Origin of the sequence: Arthrobacter pascens, from assembly GCF_017052465.1 — a bacterium.
GTDB lineage: Bacteria > Actinomycetota > Actinomycetes > Actinomycetales > Micrococcaceae > Arthrobacter > Arthrobacter pascens.
In genome coordinates this window covers 45,456-60,714 of the sequence record NZ_JAFHKT010000113.1, presented here as the reverse complement: position 1 = coordinate 60,714, position 15,259 = coordinate 45,456, and the positions used below count along the sequence as shown (strand labels likewise).

At 66.4% G+C, this 15,259-nt stretch carries 17 protein-coding genes and 1 pseudogene; 5 read left to right on the top strand and 13 right to left on the bottom strand.

From position 1 onward, the window contains the following. Window positions 1-277: 277 nt before the first annotated feature. Window positions 278-1,174, bottom strand: coding sequence for a KPN_02809 family neutral zinc metallopeptidase (ypfJ, locus tag JYA52_RS04835; RefSeq protein WP_205652067.1), 897 nt, complete (start codon window positions 1,172-1,174; stop codon window positions 278-280). A gap of 60 nt (window positions 1,175-1,234) precedes the next feature. Here ypfJ and JYA52_RS04830 point away from each other — a divergent pair, with 60 nt between their 5' ends. Both JYA52_RS04830 and JYA52_RS04825 read left to right on the top strand, forming a co-directional pair. Then, window positions 1,235-2,656 carry a class I adenylate-forming enzyme family protein gene (locus tag JYA52_RS04830; RefSeq protein WP_205652066.1) on the top strand — a complete coding sequence of 474 codons (1,422 nt, stop codon included), beginning with the start codon at window positions 1,235-1,237 and terminating at the stop codon, window positions 2,654-2,656. 61 nt (window positions 2,657-2,717) lie between these two features. Continuing rightward, entirely contained in the window at window positions 2,718-3,893 is a 1,176-nt protein-coding gene (locus JYA52_RS04825; RefSeq protein ID WP_205652084.1) for a thiolase family protein, read from the top strand. A 38-nt stretch (window positions 3,894-3,931) separates the two neighbouring features. Here the strand turns inward: JYA52_RS04825 and JYA52_RS04820 are convergent, their stop codons facing one another. From JYA52_RS04820 to JYA52_RS04810, 3 genes are read right to left on the bottom strand one after another with little or no spacing between them, the layout of a single operon-like run. After that, a complete protein-coding gene (locus JYA52_RS04820) occupies window positions 3,932-4,573 on the bottom strand; it encodes an energy-coupling factor transporter transmembrane component T family protein (RefSeq protein WP_205652065.1) in 642 nt (213 codons plus the stop codon). Next, the gene (locus tag JYA52_RS04815) at window positions 4,570-5,319 is read right to left on the bottom strand and encodes an energy-coupling factor ABC transporter ATP-binding protein (protein WP_205652064.1); all 750 of its coding nucleotides are present in this window, start codon (window positions 5,317-5,319) and stop codon (window positions 4,570-4,572) included. Before JYA52_RS04815 ends, JYA52_RS04820 begins: the two co-directional genes overlap by 4 nt. Next, window positions 5,316-6,023 (bottom strand): biotin transporter BioY, encoded by a 708-nt coding sequence (locus tag JYA52_RS04810; RefSeq protein ID WP_205652063.1) that lies wholly within the window; start codon window positions 6,021-6,023, stop codon window positions 5,316-5,318. The genes JYA52_RS04815 and JYA52_RS04810 overlap by 4 nt, the downstream gene beginning before the upstream one ends. A 309-nt stretch (window positions 6,024-6,332) precedes the next feature. On the opposite strand from JYA52_RS04810, the gene JYA52_RS04805 reads away from it, so the two are divergent. After that, a complete protein-coding gene (locus tag JYA52_RS04805; protein ID WP_205652062.1) occupies window positions 6,333-7,931 on the top strand; it encodes an ABC-F family ATP-binding cassette domain-containing protein in 1,599 nt (532 codons plus the stop codon). Here JYA52_RS04805 and JYA52_RS04800 read toward each other — a convergent pair. Further along, entirely contained in the window at window positions 7,918-8,181 is a 264-nt protein-coding gene (locus JYA52_RS04800) for a helix-turn-helix domain-containing protein (RefSeq protein ID WP_205652061.1), read from the bottom strand. The genes JYA52_RS04805 and JYA52_RS04800 overlap by 14 nt on opposite strands. Beyond that, on the bottom strand, window positions 8,181-8,672 hold the full coding sequence (locus JYA52_RS04795; RefSeq protein WP_205652060.1) for a DUF2975 domain-containing protein: 492 nt from the start codon (window positions 8,670-8,672) through the stop codon (window positions 8,181-8,183). Before JYA52_RS04795 ends, JYA52_RS04800 begins: the two co-directional genes overlap by 1 nt. Window positions 8,673-8,773: 101 nt before the next feature. On the opposite strand from JYA52_RS04795, the pseudogene JYA52_RS22395 reads away from it, so the two are divergent. Further along, window positions 8,774-8,980: pseudogene (locus JYA52_RS22395) on the top strand (pentapeptide repeat-containing protein); the annotation flags it as partial. A 53-nt stretch (window positions 8,981-9,033) separates the two neighbouring features. Here the strand turns inward: JYA52_RS22395 and JYA52_RS22390 are convergent. The 4 genes from JYA52_RS22390 to JYA52_RS04775 all read right to left on the bottom strand — a co-directional run bounded on the left by JYA52_RS22390 (window position 9,034) and on the right by JYA52_RS04775 (window position 11,445). Continuing rightward, window positions 9,034-9,552, bottom strand: a complete 519-nt coding sequence (locus tag JYA52_RS22390; RefSeq protein WP_240459968.1) for a hypothetical protein — start codon at window positions 9,550-9,552, stop codon at window positions 9,034-9,036. Window positions 9,553-9,678: 126 nt separating this feature from the next. Then, window positions 9,679-10,284: a hypothetical protein gene (locus JYA52_RS04785; RefSeq protein ID WP_205652058.1), complete on the bottom strand. Its 606-nt coding sequence runs from the start codon at window positions 10,282-10,284 to the stop codon at window positions 9,679-9,681. Then, window positions 10,284-10,406, bottom strand: a complete 123-nt coding sequence (locus JYA52_RS04780; RefSeq protein ID WP_205652083.1) for a PEP-utilizing enzyme — start codon at window positions 10,404-10,406, stop codon at window positions 10,284-10,286. The genes JYA52_RS04785 and JYA52_RS04780 overlap by 1 nt, the downstream gene beginning before the upstream one ends. A gap of 22 nt (window positions 10,407-10,428) precedes the next feature. Then, window positions 10,429-11,445, bottom strand: coding sequence for a LacI family DNA-binding transcriptional regulator (locus JYA52_RS04775; protein WP_205652057.1), 1,017 nt, complete (start codon window positions 11,443-11,445; stop codon window positions 10,429-10,431). A 133-nt stretch (window positions 11,446-11,578) separates the two neighbouring features. Here JYA52_RS04775 and JYA52_RS04770 point away from each other — a divergent pair, with 133 nt between their 5' ends. Continuing rightward, entirely contained in the window at window positions 11,579-13,045 is a 1,467-nt protein-coding gene (locus JYA52_RS04770) for a sugar porter family MFS transporter (protein ID WP_205652056.1), read from the top strand. Window positions 13,046-13,106: 61 nt separating this feature from the next. On the opposite strand, the gene JYA52_RS04765 is transcribed toward JYA52_RS04770, so the two are convergent. Genes JYA52_RS04765 through JYA52_RS04755 form a run of 3 tightly spaced genes read right to left on the bottom strand, consistent with a single transcriptional unit; the run spans window position 13,107 to window position 15,182 of the window. Continuing rightward, complete coding sequence (locus tag JYA52_RS04765) at window positions 13,107-14,078, bottom strand: alpha/beta fold hydrolase (RefSeq protein WP_307869314.1); 972 nt, start codon at window positions 14,076-14,078, stop codon at window positions 13,107-13,109. Continuing rightward, a complete protein-coding gene (locus JYA52_RS04760) occupies window positions 14,079-14,621 on the bottom strand; it encodes a hypothetical protein (RefSeq protein ID WP_205652055.1) in 543 nt (180 codons plus the stop codon). Window positions 14,622-14,624: 3 nt separating this feature from the next. Next, window positions 14,625-15,182: a hypothetical protein gene (locus JYA52_RS04755; protein ID WP_205652054.1), complete on the bottom strand. Its 558-nt coding sequence runs from the start codon at window positions 15,180-15,182 to the stop codon at window positions 14,625-14,627. Window positions 15,183-15,259 lie beyond the last annotated feature (77 nt).

Below are 15,259 nucleotides of genomic sequence, written 5' to 3'. Positions count from 1 at the left end.
GACCAAGAACGGATTAAAGTACGACGGCGGCGGGGGGGGGAAGCCGCATCCACCGCCCCCCCCCGCCCCCGACCCCCCACCCCCACCACCACCGGATGACCTACCCCGGGGGGGGGCCACCCTACCCCCGCCGGACCCCCGCCGCCGTCGTTCCCCACTGGCCCCTAGCCTCGCAAGCTCGGCCAGGGAACCCTGCCGGCGTGGGCCCACCATCGACTGCTCCGCAGGTGCCCTTCTCGAGCGTGAAAACGGCGCTTACGGAGCAATCGATGTGGGGCTAGAGGGTGGCGGCCCGGAAGGTGTCGCACTGGGCAATGTCGCCGGTCTGGTAACCCCGGTAGAACCACGTCTGCCGCTGCGCGCTCGAGCCGTGCGTCCACGCCTCCGGCGTGACGCGCCCGGTGGCGGCCTTCTGGATGCGGTCATCGCCGACGGCGGACGCGGCCGAGAGGGCGTCGTTCAGGTCCTTCTGGGTCAGCGGCTCAAGGAACGGCTGGCCCGTCTTGGGATCCTTCTGGGTGGTGGCATAGCGGGTCCAGAGCCCGGCATAGCAGTCGGCCTGCAGTTCCACGCGGACGGCCCCCGACTCGGGCCCCCGCGGATCCTGCTGGGCCCTGTCCAGGTCCCCGAGCACGTTCTGGATGTGATGCCCGAACTCGTGGGCGACGACGTACTCCTGGGCCAGCGGCCCGCCGGAGGAGCCAAAGCGGTTCACGAGATCCTGGAAGAAGCCGGGATCGAAGTACGCCGTGGTGTCGGCAGGGCAGTAGAAGGGCCCCACCTCCGACGTGGCCGCGCCGCAGCCGGTATCCGTCCCGACCTCGAAGAGCACTGTCCTGGGCCGGGGGTACTCGACCTTGTATTTGGCCAGGTACGCGGGCCAGAACGCATTGAGGCTGTTCACGGTGCCGGTGATCCGGCAGTCGAGCCGCTGGTCGGCGTCGGAGCCCAATTTGCACTCCGCAGGTGCCGTTCCCTGGCTCAGTCCGGGCTGTTCCTGCCCCGTGCCGATGAGTCCCTCAAGCAGCTGCGGGTTAATGCCGAACAGGGCAGCCAGGAGCAGCACCACGCCGCCGCCTATGCCTCCGCCGATCTTCGTGCCGCGGCCCATGCCGCCGCCGCGCCGGTCTTCCACCTGCGATGGGTCCAGCTCGACCCCGTCATTGAAGCTCATGTTGTCACAATAGTCTTCTCAGGCGCGGGTGCGGCCGGTTCCGCCGGTAAAGTTGATCTGATGCCTTTTCTCGACAGACTCCAGCGCTGGGCCGATGACCGCCCCGACGACACCGCCGTCGTCGTGGCCGGCAAGCGGCTCAGCTGGGGCGAGCTCCGCGACGAAGCGGAGGCCCTCGCCGCCACCGGCAGCGCCCACATCGCCGTGCTCGCCGAACGGAACTCCACGCACTTCGCCGTCGCCTTCGCCGCTGCCGTGGCGGGCGAACGGCAGTGCGCCGTCCTGGATCCGTCATGGCCCGAACCCATGCTGGCCGAGATTGTCCGGCTGCTGGGACCGGCTGCGGAAGCTGGCCCTGCCGCGGCGGGGGAACCGGTGGGCGGCTGGCAGCTGGCCGACGGGGATCCGGCGTCGTCCTTCCTGATCGGCCTGACCTCCGGAACCACATCCGTGCCCAAGGCATTCACCCGGTCCCGCCGCTCCTGGCAGCAGTCCTTTGAGGCCTCCATGGAGTTTTTCGGCCTCAGCCAGGACGATAAGACGCTCGCTCCGGGACCGCTCGCAGCCAGCCTGAACCTTTATGCACTCGCCGAATGCCTTTACGCCGGCGCCGAGTTCCACACGCTGGAGTCCTTCGACGTGGGCGACGTCCACACCGCCATCAGCCACGACGGCATCACCCGCCTCGTCCTGGTCCCCACCATGCTGCGCCTGCTCAGTGAGCGCGGGCTGACCGGCTGCGTTGACGCCTCGGGCGTGAAAAGCATTATCTGCGCCGGTTCCAAACTGGATGCGCGCACGCTGGAGGCGGCCAGGCGGTGGGCGCCGAATGCCACCATCTTCGAGTACTACGGCGCCTCCGAGCTGAGTTTCGTCTCCGGGACCGTCCTGCCCGCCGGCAGGCCCCTTGACGCTGGCGGCACGGGCATCGGCAGGCCGTTCCCGGGGGTGGAGGTAAGGATTCTGGACGACGACGGCCGCGTGCTACCGGAAGGGGCTGCGGGAAACATCTGCGTCCGCAGCGGCATGGTCAGCAACGGATACCTCTGGGGCGACGACGGCCAGGCGTTGCGGTGCTTCGACGGCTGGTTCACCGTGGGGGACCAGGGGTACCTGCAGGACGGGGAACTGCACATCCTGGGCCGCCGCTCCGACATGATCATCACGGCCGGCAAGAATGTCTACCCGCATGAGGTGGAACTTGCCCTCGCCTCCGTTCCCGGCGTTGCCTCGGCCGTGGCGGCAGGCATGGCCGACGACGTCAGGGGACAACGCGTCGTGGCGGGGATCGTCCCGTCCCACGGCGGCCTCACTGCCACGCAGCTCAAGACCGGCCTCGAGGAAATCCTGCCCAGGGACAAACGGCCGCTCCAGTACTTCGCCCTGGCAGAGCTGCCGGTGACGGACCGGGGCAAGGTCAGCCGGCGCCTCATGCTCGACTGGATCACGGCCGGCGACTCCCGGGTTCGGCGCCTTGTCTGAGGCGGGCACGGCGAATGAGGGCACGGCGAATGAGGGCACGGCGCCTGAGGGCACGGCGCCTTTGCACCGGCAGGAGCCCCTTCCTCCGGAGCGGCAGCCGGTCATCATCGCCGCGCTGCGAACGCCCATCTGCCGGGCCCACGGAGCGCTGAAGCAGCTCCGGGCCCACGAACTCCTCGCACCGGTCCTGACCGCCCTGCTGGCCGAAACCGGCGCCGGACAGTCTGAACTGGCTGATGTGGTCATCGGCAACGCCGTGGGCGGGGGCGGGAATGTTGCGCGGTTGGCCGCCCTCGAGGCCGGCCTCCCCGTGACCGTCCCGGGCCTCACCGTCGACCGGCAGTGCGGCTCCGGGCTGGATGCCATCGTCCTGGCGTCCCGGCTGGTCGCCGCCGGCGGCGGCGTGTATCTGGCCGGCGGAGTGGAAAGCATCAGCACCGCCCCGCTGCGGGCACACCGGAACGACGACGGCGACCCCGCCTTCTTTAGCCGCGCCCGGTTTGCGCCGGACAGCCTGGGCGATCCGGACATGGGGGTTGCCGCCGAGAATGTGGCGTCCGAGTTCCGCATCAGCCGGGATCGGCAGGACGAATTCGCACTGCGCAGCCACCGGAGGGCTGTGGCCGCTGCCGCCGCAGGCGCGTTCGACCGGGAGATCGTTCCTTTGGACGCGTCCGGTACGGTGACAGCCGACGACGGTCCCCGGCCCCGGCTCAGTGAGGCCCTGATGGCGAGGTTCCCCGCTGCGTTCGTGGAATCCGGGACCGTCACCGCCGGGAACTCCTGCTTCGACGCGGACGGCGCTGCCGCCGTCGTGATCACGTCCCTGGCGCGTGCCCGCGAACTGGGCGCCTCAGACGCCCTGCTGGTTCTGGGAACCGAAACGGCAGGAGTTGAGCCGCGGCTTCTCGGCATCGGGGCTGCCCACGCTGCCGCGCGGCTGCTGGCCACGCGGGGCGAACCGGCCGGCACCGTGGACCTGGTGGAATTCAACGAGGCGTTCGCCTCCCAGACCCTCGCTTGCCTGGACAGCCTGGGCATTGATCCGCTCCGGGCCAATGCCGAGGGCGGGGCGCTGGCCCTTGGCCATGCATACGGTGCGTCCGGTGCTGTGCTGGTGACGAGGCTGCTGGCGCAGGCCCGCCGGACTCCGGACCGGGAGAAGCTCGCACTTGCCATGATCAGTATCGCCGGCGGCATGGGCACGGCTGCGCTGTTCAGGTACGCCCGGCTCTAGGGAGACGCGCGAGTGAGGGCGACGCGTAAATGCGCGGGTCAGCCGTCCCCGGGTCGGCTGTCCTCGGGTTCGCCCAGGCCGCGGGCGGCAAGTGCCTCCCCGGTGTGGCGGGCGTAGGCAACGGTGGTGATGAAGACCGGCAGCACCAGGGCACGGGGGTTCCGTTCCAGGCCGCGGGCCCGGGCCGAGTCCCGGACGTCCGCGTAGGCCCCGGCAATGAAGGGGATGCTGCGCAGCATGATGGCGATGGTGAGGGCAAACCGTTCAGGATCAGCCCCGAAGCGGGTGAACGGCCGGGCCAGCGACACCACACCGTCGAGCAGCCGTTGCAGCGGTGTGGTGGCCGTCAGCAGCGAGGCCGCCACGACGCACAGCAGGACGTTCAGGACGATGCGCGCCGCCACGGGCGCGCCGAGCTGCCACCACTGGAAAGCCCCGATGGCCAGCAGCACGGGAAGCAGGGGGCGGACGGCACGGACAAGGCGGGCGGGTCCCGCCCCGCTGAGCAGGAACAGCGTGCACATCAGGGCAAGGGCTGCCGCCGCCAGCCGCCAGTCGACGATCAGGAACGACGCCATGCCGCAGCTGACAACCACCATGAATTTGAGCCACAGGGGAGCACGGTGGATCAGTGACTCCCCCGGAGCGTAGTTGGCGAGCAGGAAGCCATGGCCCCTCACCTCGCGTCACCGCCGTCCGCGCCGGCGCCGCGGGGGATCTCAAGGCCGGCCGCGCAGAGCGAGCGATAATGCGCGACTGCCGCGGCAGCACCGCCGTCGAATACGATGCGGCCTGCCTCGACCACCAGCACGCGGTCCATGTCCAGGGCGAGCTCAAGGTCGTGGGTGGACATGATGATCTGCTGCCTGAGCCCGGCGATGGTCCCGCGGAGCAGTTCGCGGTTGCGGAGATCCAGGAGGGTGGAGGGCTCATCGAGGACCAGCACGTCAGGTTCCACCGCCAGCACCGCGGCCAGCGCAAGGAGCTGGCGTTCGCCGCCGGAGAGCTCGTAGATGCTCTGGTCTCCCAGGGGCAGCAGACCGAAGCGGGCCAGTGCGGCGTCGGCCCGTGCCCTGCGCTCGGCCCCGTTCCGGACCGAGCGCCGCAGGGACAGTTCAACGTCCTCGCGGCCGGTCGGCATCACCAGCTGGGACAACGGATCGGTAAAGACAAAGCCCACCTGCTGCCGGACGGCCCGCACGTGCCGGACAGTGTCTGAACCGTTGACTGTGACGGATCCCTCGCTGGGCGCCACCAGGCCGTTCAGCAGCCGGAGCAGCGTGGACTTGCCGGAGCCGTTGGCGCCGATCACGCCGATGCGCCGTTCGGACAGGCTAAGCGTGACGTTCTGAAGCAGGACCTTGGGCTCCGGGTGGCTGTCAACCACCACCCGGACGCCCACGCCACTGAGGGAAATGGTGCTCACGGCTGGGTGGGGGACTGGTGTCCGGAGGGAGCGGCGCTGGAGGACTCTGCGCTGGAGGGGGCACCCGCGGGGGCCGCAGCAGGCGATCCGAGCGTACGCACGCGGCGGACTAGCAGGTCAGGGAAGGCCTTGTGCAGGGCCAGGGCGACACTGACGGCCAGGACGTTCTTGAGGATGTCTCCCGGGTAGAACGCGAGGTCGGCAAGGAACGCCTTGGACAGATCGAGCTTGGCATTGACCATCATGCCGAGCACACCGAGGCCATGGATGACGACGACGCTGGTGGCCATGGCGGCGGCGAAGAGGAAGAGGCCGCGGTACTTCAGGGTGCGCCGGATGACGATGCTTGCCAGCCAGCCGACAGCTGCGGCGGCGAGGGGGAAGGCGATGATGTAGCCGGCCGACGGGCCGGCCAGGATGCCCAGCCCGCTGCGTCCGCCGCTGAAAACGGGGAGCCCGGCGAGCCCCAGCAGGGTGTGGAGACCCACCGCGGCGAAAGCCCGTCCCGGGCCGAGGGCCAGTCCGGTCAGCATCACGGCAAGGGTCTGCAGCGTGATGGGGACGCCGAGGCCGCCGACGGGAATGGCGGCGACGAGGGCGGATCCGGCCACCAGCGCGGCGAAAACGGCGATGAGGCCAAGGTCGGTGGCGTTCCAGCGGGCGCGCTTGGCGGGGGGCGTGGTCTCTGCATGGGTCTGGGGCATGGGAGGTCCTGTCGGAGAGATACAAACAATTATCGGCTGGAGTTGACGTTACTTGCCGGGGAATAATTGAATTTTGTAGCTGTTCTACAAGAAGGAGGCGGCGGGGCTGACTGCGGGGAACAAAGGCGGCACAAACGCGGCACACCGGCGCCGCAACCGTGCATCCGGGCTTCGGTCAGGGAGCCGGCCTTTGGCCGGTAGACTTGTAGGGGCCGTTCTCTCGGCCGCACCGCCCCGGCACCCACGAGCCTCCACCGCTTGCTATCCCCTGTGCCGCTGCGTTCCCTGTTGTGAAAGGCCTTACCTGCTTTGATTACCGTCCAGGATCTTGAACTGCGCGCCGGCGCCCGGCTGCTCATGGATCAGGTGAGCTTCCGGATCGACAAGGGAGACAAGATCGGCCTTGTGGGCCGGAACGGTGCAGGAAAGACCACTCTGACGCGCGTGTTGGCAGGGGAGGGCCTGCCGGCAGCCGGCAAGGTGACCCGGAGCGGCGAGATCGGGTACCTGCCGCAGGATCCGCGCACCCCCGACATGGAGCAGCTGGCGCGCGATCGGATCCTTTCCGCGCGGGGCCTGGATGTCGTGGTCGGCAAACTGCGCGTGGCCCACGAGGAGATGGCCAGCGAGGATGCCTCCGTCCAACGGAAGGCCATGAACCGCTACGACCGTCTTGAATCGGAATTCCTGGCAGGTGGCGGCTATGCCGCGGAGGCAGAAGCTGCCGCCATTTCATCCAATCTGGCCTTGCCGGACCGCATCCTGAACCAGCCGCTGAAAACCCTGTCCGGCGGCCAGCGCCGCCGCGTGGAGCTCGCCCGGATCCTCTACTCGGGCGCGGAGACCATGCTCCTGGATGAGCCCACCAACCACCTCGACGCGGACTCGATCGCGTGGCTGCGTGACTTCCTCAAGAACCACCAGGGCGGACTGATCGTGATCAGCCACGACACCGAACTGCTCGAAGCCACCGTCAACAAGGTGTTCCTCCTCGACGCCAACCGCGCCCAGATCGATTTCTACAACATGGACTGGAAGCGCTACCTGACGCAGCGTGAGACGGACGAACGCGCCCGCAAGCGCGAGCGTGCCAACGCCGAGAAGAAGGCGCAGGTCCTGTTCGACCAGGCCAACAAGATGCGCGCCAAGGCCACCAAGGCCGTCGCCGCACAGAACATGGCCAAGCGAGCCGAGCGGCTGCTGAGCGGGCTCGAGGCAGTCCGCGAAAACGACCGCGTGGCGGCCCTGCGCTTCCCGGATCCGTCGCCGTGCGGCAAGACCCCGCTCACGGCCGAGGGTCTCAGCAAGTCCTACGGTTCACTGGAAATCTTCACGGACGTGGATCTCGCCATCGACCGCGGCTCCAAGGTGGTCATCCTGGGCCTCAACGGTGCCGGCAAGACCACGCTCCTGCGGATGCTGGCCGGCGTCGACAGGCCCGATACCGGGGACGTTATCGCCGGTCACGGCCTCAAGGTCGGGTACTACGCCCAGGAGCACGAGACGCTGGACGTTGACCGGACCGTGCTGGAGAACATGCGCTCGTCGGCGCCGGACATGAAGGACGCGGAGGTCCGCGGAATCCTCGGCTCGTTCCTGTTCTCAGGGGACGACGTCGACAAGCCGGCTGGTGTTCTCTCCGGCGGTGAGAAGACGCGCCTGGCGCTTGCCACCATTGTGGCGTCCAGCGCCAATGTGCTCCTGCTCGATGAGCCCACCAACAACCTGGACCCTGCCAGCCGCGCCGAAATCCTCGGCGCGCTGCGCAACTACAGCGGCGCCGTCGTTCTCGTCAGCCACGACGAAGGTGCCGTGGAGGCCCTGAACCCCGAGCGGGTTGTGTTGCTGCCCGACGGCGTCGAGGACCTCTGGAACGAGGACTACCTGGACCTGATCACGCTCGCGTAAGGTCCTGCAGGTCACCGTCGTCAGGTGACTGCAGGTCCGCCGAGTCCTGGGGCTCCCAGCGCAGCAGGTCGCCGGGCTGGCAGCGCAGCACCTCGCACAGTGCGGCGAGCGTCGTGAAACGCACCGCCTTCGCGCGGCCATTCTTGAGCACCGCCAGATTGGCGGGCGTGATCCCGACGCGTTCAGCGAGCGTGCCCACGGGCATCTTGCGTTTGGCCAGCATTACGTCGATGTCGACGACGATCGGCATCAGATCACCTCGTCCAGCTCTGTCCGCAGGTGGTTCGCCTCGGCGTCGCGGGCGACGGCCTGGGCGAGCAGCATCCGAAGCACGAGGACGATCAGGGCCACCCCGGCGATCAGCAGCGACGCCCCGCAGATCAGCAGGACGATGCCGGGAGCGGTTCCGCCGGGCGCGAGGATGACGGCAAGTCCGAACATCAGCAGCGACGCCGCCGCGACCGCACCAAAAATGACGTCCACGTAGCGGAAAGCGGCGTGGGAGAACACCGTTTCCCGGCGCACCATCGTCAGCAGGCGCCACACGCACACCAGCGAGACCTGCACGGTCACGATGCCCAGAACCACAATGGTGAGGAGGGCGATGCGTGGGCCGGTGGGGGCGCCGGCTTCCTCCAGATCCGTGGACAGCAACGGCACCATCCACACCTGCACGAACAGCGAGCCGGCAAGCACCATCGCGAGCACGATCCGCAGCGCGAGGATCGTCAGCTTTCCCATCAGAACTCCTTTTACATCGAGCAACAATGAAATTCTATCGAAAATCGGTAGATCGGCAAGCGGTTCAGGGCAGGTATCCTGAGGGCTCGGCAGCGTCATGAATGCTCTGGTATCTGGCCGAGGCCCGGACACGGGCTTTCGATCCCAATGCCTCACGTGCGGATCTGATGGGCAGGAATCTCAGGTCGCGCTGGCTGTGCTGGGCAGACCTCAGAGGGGCCTACCTCATTGCCGCGGACCTGCGGGACAGTGATCTGTCAGATGTGGATCTCCTCGGCGCGGACCTCAGGGACGCGCGGCTGGAAGGCGCCGACCTGTCGAAAGCTCTGCACCCGACACAGGCACGCGCATCATCGGGTTTTCAGCCGGAGAAGGCTGACCAGGACTGGAGGGTCCGGTCGAGGGATAAGAGCTCCGGGTCGAGCATCGACATCGACGCCGTCTCGTCTTTAGTTAGCCTGGAAACCGCCTTCAGGCGGGCGAGGGTGCGGTCCGCCAGCTCGGCCTGGTCAGAAGGCCATGGGCGGGCATTTTCCAGCGCGAGCGCCGCGGCTCCCGAATGCCGGTCCAGCCCAAGGGTGGCTGCGGTGCAGTCCAGACTACCCGGGGCGTCCACGCACATGCCGTCCGTCCAGTTCTGGATCTCCTCCTGGAGCCTGTGGCGGTACTCCTCCACGATGACTGCCGGCGGAAGGGCTTCGGGGGTGAGGGCTTTCGGGGTGGCGGTCGCTGTCCCGGCCGGCGTGGTTGGGGCCGGCACGTGCGACTGGGATATCGGGGCTGTGTCCAGGGGCGGCACGGGCCCCGAAGAGGCCGCCTGGGCACACCCCGAGAGGAGGAGGGCAAGGGTCACTGCTACCACCGCCTTGGTCGGATTCATATCAGGATCGTACGCCTTGGGTGCTTTGGCCGGTCTCTCGCGGCCCCCCGCCGCCTTTAGCCCTTAGGTTCCGCAGTGCCTTTCGGTACCAGGGCACGTCGCCTAGGCTGCGAGCCGGCAGAGTGTTCATCTCCTGATGCCGAGGGTGGCGATGAGATCTTCGTGCAACTCGAACCATATGCGGTGGAAGGAGTCGCGGTCTGTGGCGGCAAGCCAGGCCGGATCCGCGGCCGCGTGAGTCATTGCCTGCTCGAGGCGTTTCGCGTAGCCGCTGAACCTCGGAAGCACCGCGGTCAGCCGGATTTCAAGATCCCTAAGGGCTGCCAGGGCCAGGGTGAAAGTTTGACGGGTATGCTCGTCAATCCCATCGAGTGGCCGCTGCCCGTCGGAGAGCCGTTGGAGTTGAAGTTGGCTGCAGGCGGCTACGACGTCAGCGTTCAGGGGTGCAAAGTCTGCGTGCGCGGCTGTGACCGCCGTGCGCCCGCCCGACCTGTTCAGCTCGTCAGCCAAGAGCCGTTCGTTTTCAGTCCTGCCGGCGACGGTCAGCGACCAGCCGCCGGTTCCGCCGAACGAGGAGCGCATCGCCCACCGTCGGAGGCCCGCGTTGATAAGGAAACGTTCGACGTCCTGCGCGTCCTGTCCAAACCGTTCAGCAACTGACTCGGTGTCACCAAAGCCGAGCAGCCGCACCGCATGGAGGGTGAGCAGCATCGATTGCCTCTCGGGGCTCATCAGGAAGTCGCTCCCGGATTGACCGCATTCTCACGGACGATTCCACGGGTGCCGTCCACCACCACCGTCGTTCCAGACTTGATCCGGGTCAGGGCGTTGGCTACACCGAGCACGGCGGGAATGCCGTATTCACTGAGACGAGGCTTAGCCTTGCCGCCTCACAGGGGCTGTTGAGTTGCGGACGATCAGGTGAGGTGTGCTGCGATTGTCCGCAATGGGCGCGTCGGGATCGTTGAGGCGTTCCAAGGCCACCCTTCCGGCGGTTTCGCCGAGATCCGCCGCGTGAGGATCCACGGAAGTCAGGTCGATGCCGTGGAGCCGGGCCGTCTTTGAATTGTCATACCCCACAAGTGACAAGTCACCGGGAACGGTGAGCCCCCTGGCGTATGCGGCTTCACGGACGCCCAAGGCAAACAGGTCATTGTGTGCGAACACTGCCGTCGGGCGGTCCGGCCCGTCAAGCAGCTCCGCTGCTGCATGCTCGGCGGCCTCCTGCGTGTAGTCGTCGGCCCTCAGAACCTGTGGGATCAAGCCGGCGTCCCGCATGGTCTGCTCGTAGGCTTGCCGGCGGATCGTATTGGGATCAAAGTCCGGCCCCGCAATATAGGCGATCCTTGTGTGCCCGAGGGCGAGGAGGTGCTCGACGGCGGCTCGGGCACCCGCGCGGTCGTCCGAGTACACGCTGTCGACACCCTCCACATGGCGGGTGACGCTTACCACGGGGACGATCTGGGCCAGTTCCCGGACCCGCTCATCGGAGTCCAGCAGCGTTGCGGCGATGATGATCCCCACCCGTGCCTCCAGGAGCGAGTCCACTGCGCCCGGGTCAACGCCGCCGGTTGAACGGGAGACGCTGAGGATGAGTCGGTTGGGCGTCTGGGGGAGCGCCTTCCGCACTCCGCTGAGGATGTCCGCATAGACCTCGTTTCGGAGGTCCAGCAGGTAAAAGCCGACGGCGGAACGGTGCTTGCTCGCCAGATCAGCGGCAACCGCGTTGTGCCGGTATCCCAGACGGTTGGCAGCGTCGAGGATGGCCTGTTTGGTCTCGTAGCTGACCCCGGGGGCGCCGCGGAAGGCAAAGGACACCAGCGTGCGGGAGACGCCGACTTCGCGCGCAACATCGGTCTGTGTGACGGGCCGGCGCTGCCGGTGGGTACTCATGTGTTCATCCTCCCATGAGGGAAACACCCGGTGAACGATTTGTTAGTTTGACCTTACATTTAATTCTTTCGCGCGTTAGTCTTGTTCAAACGCGGGCACGTGTCCCGTGTTCTTTCAAGACAAAGGAGTCCTTATGTCTGCAATCCAATCGCAGCGCGACGGCGTCCATACAGGCCCGCTTCCTCCGCTGACCGAAGGGCCGCACCGTAAACGCCTCGGCCAGGTCGCCCTGATCGCCACCTTCGGCGGCCTGCTCTTTGGCTATGACACCGGTGTCATCAATGGTGCGCTCAGGCCGATGACCGCTGATCTCGGCCTCACACCCTTCACCGAAGGGGTGGTGACGAGCTCGCTCCTCTTCGGGGCCGCCGCGGGCGCCGTGGGAAGCGGCAAGCTCTCCGATAACTGGGGCCGCCGCAAGACGATCCTCCTGTTGGCCGTCCTGTTCCTCACCGGCGCACTGGCGTGCGTGTTCGCGCCCAACTTCGAGGTCATGGTCCTGGGCCGCATCATCCTCGGCCTGGCAGTGGGCGGGGCGTCAACGGTTGTTCCCGTGTTCCTGGCCGAGCTTGCTCCCTACGAGATCCGCGGTTCGCTGGCTGGGCGCAACGAGCTCATGATCGTCATCGGCCAGCTGGCCGCGTTCGTGGTCAACGCGATCATCGGCAACCTGTGGGGCGAATTCGGTGGAGTCTGGCGCGTCATGCTCGCGGTCGCCGCGCTGCCCGCAATTGCGCTGTTCTTCGGCATGCTGCGGATGCCGGAATCCCCGCGGTGGCTCGTCTCCAAGGGCCGCGTGCAGGAAGCCCTGGCCGTTCTTATGACGATTCGCTCGCCGGAGCGCGCAGAGGCAGAGATGGCCGACGTGAAGCATCTCACGGACGAAGAGAAGGAGACGATGCCGACCACCTGGGGAGCGCTGCGGAACAAGTGGATCCTGCGCATTCTTCTTGTCGGCATCGGTCTGGGCGTGGCTCAGCAGCTGACCGGCATCAACTCGATCATGTACTACGGCCAGTCTGTGCTCGTCGAGGCCGGGTTTGACTCCAATGCCGCCCTCATCGCCAACATCGCGCCGGGTGTCATTGCCGTGGTCGGCGGCATCATCGCACTTTCCATGATGCAGCGCGTCAACAGGCGCACCACCCTGCTCATCGGATTCACGCTGACCACCATCTGCCACTTCCTCATCGGCATCGCCTCCCTGGCACTGCCGGTCGGCAATCCGATGCGCCCGTTCGTCATCCTGTTCCTGGTGGTGGCCTTCGTCGGCTCGATGCAAACGTTCCTCAACATCGCCGTCTGGGTGATGCTCTCGGAGATCTTCCCGCTGTACATCCGCGGTTTCGCCATCGGCATCTCGATCTTCTGCTTGTGGATCGCCAACGCTTTCCTCGGCCTGTTCTTCCCAACCCTGGTCGCGGCCGTGGGGATCACCGGCACGTTCTTCCTGTTCGGCGTCCTCGGGATCCTGGCACTGGTGTTCATCTACACCCAGGTGCCCGAGACACGCGGCCGCACCCTCGAAGCGCTCGAGGAGGATGTCACCACCGGCGCCATCTACGTGGTCCACAAGAACCAGACGCCGGCCGCCCCGTAGTGGCAACCCGTCATCCCGTCCGTTGAATTCAAACCGTGAATCCAACGGGCGGGGGTCAGCTTCAAGCAGATCCAGCTATGGCTTCAACTGCTTTTGTCAGTGCCATCATGGATTCTGGACCGCCGTGGCCCTCATTCTCGATGACGATGAGGCGGCTGGTGGCCCAACGCTGGTGAAGCTTCCACGGGGTTATGACTGGCCCGCTCACGTCCCTTCGACCGTGGATAAGGTAACCGGGAACCCCTTCGAGCTCGCGAATACGCGCCATGATGTCGCGGCCTTCGGCCAGGAATGCGTCGTTCGACCAATAATGCGTGACGAGGAGAGCGAACGTCATGCGTTCCCTCTCGTCCTCAATGAGCGTGCCCGGCTGCCAGTGTGGATCCAGGGAGACATGTGTTGCTTCCCATCGGTCCCATGCCAGCGCTGCTTTTTGAGCGTCGTCGCGGTCCGCGCCGGCCAGCCGACGAGCGTAGGCCTCCACGAGGCGTTCGCCGGGTTTCGCGTTAGCGGCAGCCGCAAAGGCATCCCAGGCCTCGGGGAAGATGCACCCGACGCCTTCGGTGATCCACTGAACTTCGTCGCGGCTTGTCGTTGTCACTGCGACGAGAGCAATGCCGATCACCCGTTCCGGGTACTCGAGGGCATAAGCGAGGGCGAGTGTGCTGCCCCACGAGACGCCGGTGACGATCCACTTCTCAATCCCAAGGTGGCGGCGAACCGCTTCGATGTCACAGATCAAAGTCTGTGTCGTGTTCTCACCGAGATGGTCCAAGTCATCCTGGACGGCTGGGATGCTTTTGCCGCATCCCCTCTGGTCGAAGCCGACAGTCCAAAACCGGGCCGGATCGTGTCGCTTGCGGTAACCGCCCTTGCCCAGGGAGCCGCCTGGGCCGCCATGAAGGTACAGCACGGGCACGCACGCAGGATCACCCGTGGCCTCCCAGTAGATCCTCGCGTTCGCCACTTCCACCCAGCCGCCGCTTGCCACGGCGTGTTCATGCGGGGCCTGTGAGTCGGATGAGCCCGTCACTTAACTGGCGCCGGCGGACTCGGGGCGGGCGTCACTTGCCGCGGCCAGCAGCCGGTCAAAGCTGGCGGTCCCGTTGTCCGGTGGGATGACGGTAAAGACCACAAGCCATTTCTCGGGGGCATTTTTCGCCAGCGTTGAGGTGCGTTCCACGTGCAGATTCAACCCGGGAACCCCGTTAACGCGGAGCGAAAGCTGCTCGCCGCTCCTGACCAGCTGCCGAAACTGCCTGACCGAGAGCTGGTCGCTGCGGGCGCCGGTGACTTCGATGACTGTGTCATTTACCGTCTTGGTGAGCTCCCGCATAAAGGTCCTTCGGCCTGAGATCGTGGGAACAGTGAGAATGGCCGGGAAGATGACCATGAACAACGCGAAAGCGGCGAAATTTCTAAGGAAGGGCAAGAAGATCATCGAGATCAGGCAGAGGACCAAACCGAAGACACTCAGCATGACGAACCGAATAAAGGGATCCTCTCCAGGCCTCTTCGACCAGCGCACGAGTGTGACGGTGTTGCTGCGCAGCTGATACTGCCCTGAATTCCCCATGTTTTAGTGCCCCTTCACTTCCATGAGCGCTTCAGCCAGGATGACAGCCTCGCGCGCTTCCTTGAGATCGCGACGCAGACCCAGGTCGGGAATCGCCGCGGCGGCACCGGTTGCGCCGGCAAGTTCAGAGAAAATCCTGCTGAGGTTTTGGCGGTCCTGGGACAGCATGCGGGACGAATTCAGTTTGACCCTGCTGACCTCAAGCTCCAGGAGCGATTTATCGATGGCGTCCCGGCGTCCTTGCATGGCCGCCAACTTTTCCGTGACGCGCAGGGCACGGACACGCAGCATCGACTCCATCTTCACTGCCATGTCGTGGAGCTCGCTCAGCGCGGTGTGTGTCTGTGGCGTCCCGGTGTGCCCGGCCAGCCGCTCGGCAACGTGGACGCGCCGCCGTTCCCATTTCCGCACGGCCGATTGGTAGGGATCCACGAGCAGGGAGACAGCCTTCAGCGCCTTGTCCAGGGAGGCGGCCCGGGCGCTCAGATTCGCGGTGGCGGCGTCCAGCCTCGCGAGGAACGCGGCGTAGCTGTCATGTGGCGGAATGTTATTAGTGTTCATGGGTCACCCGCAGGCGGTGCCGCCGGACTGTGACCCGAACGCTCATGGCAAGAGAATAGAGGCTCCGAGCCCGTTGT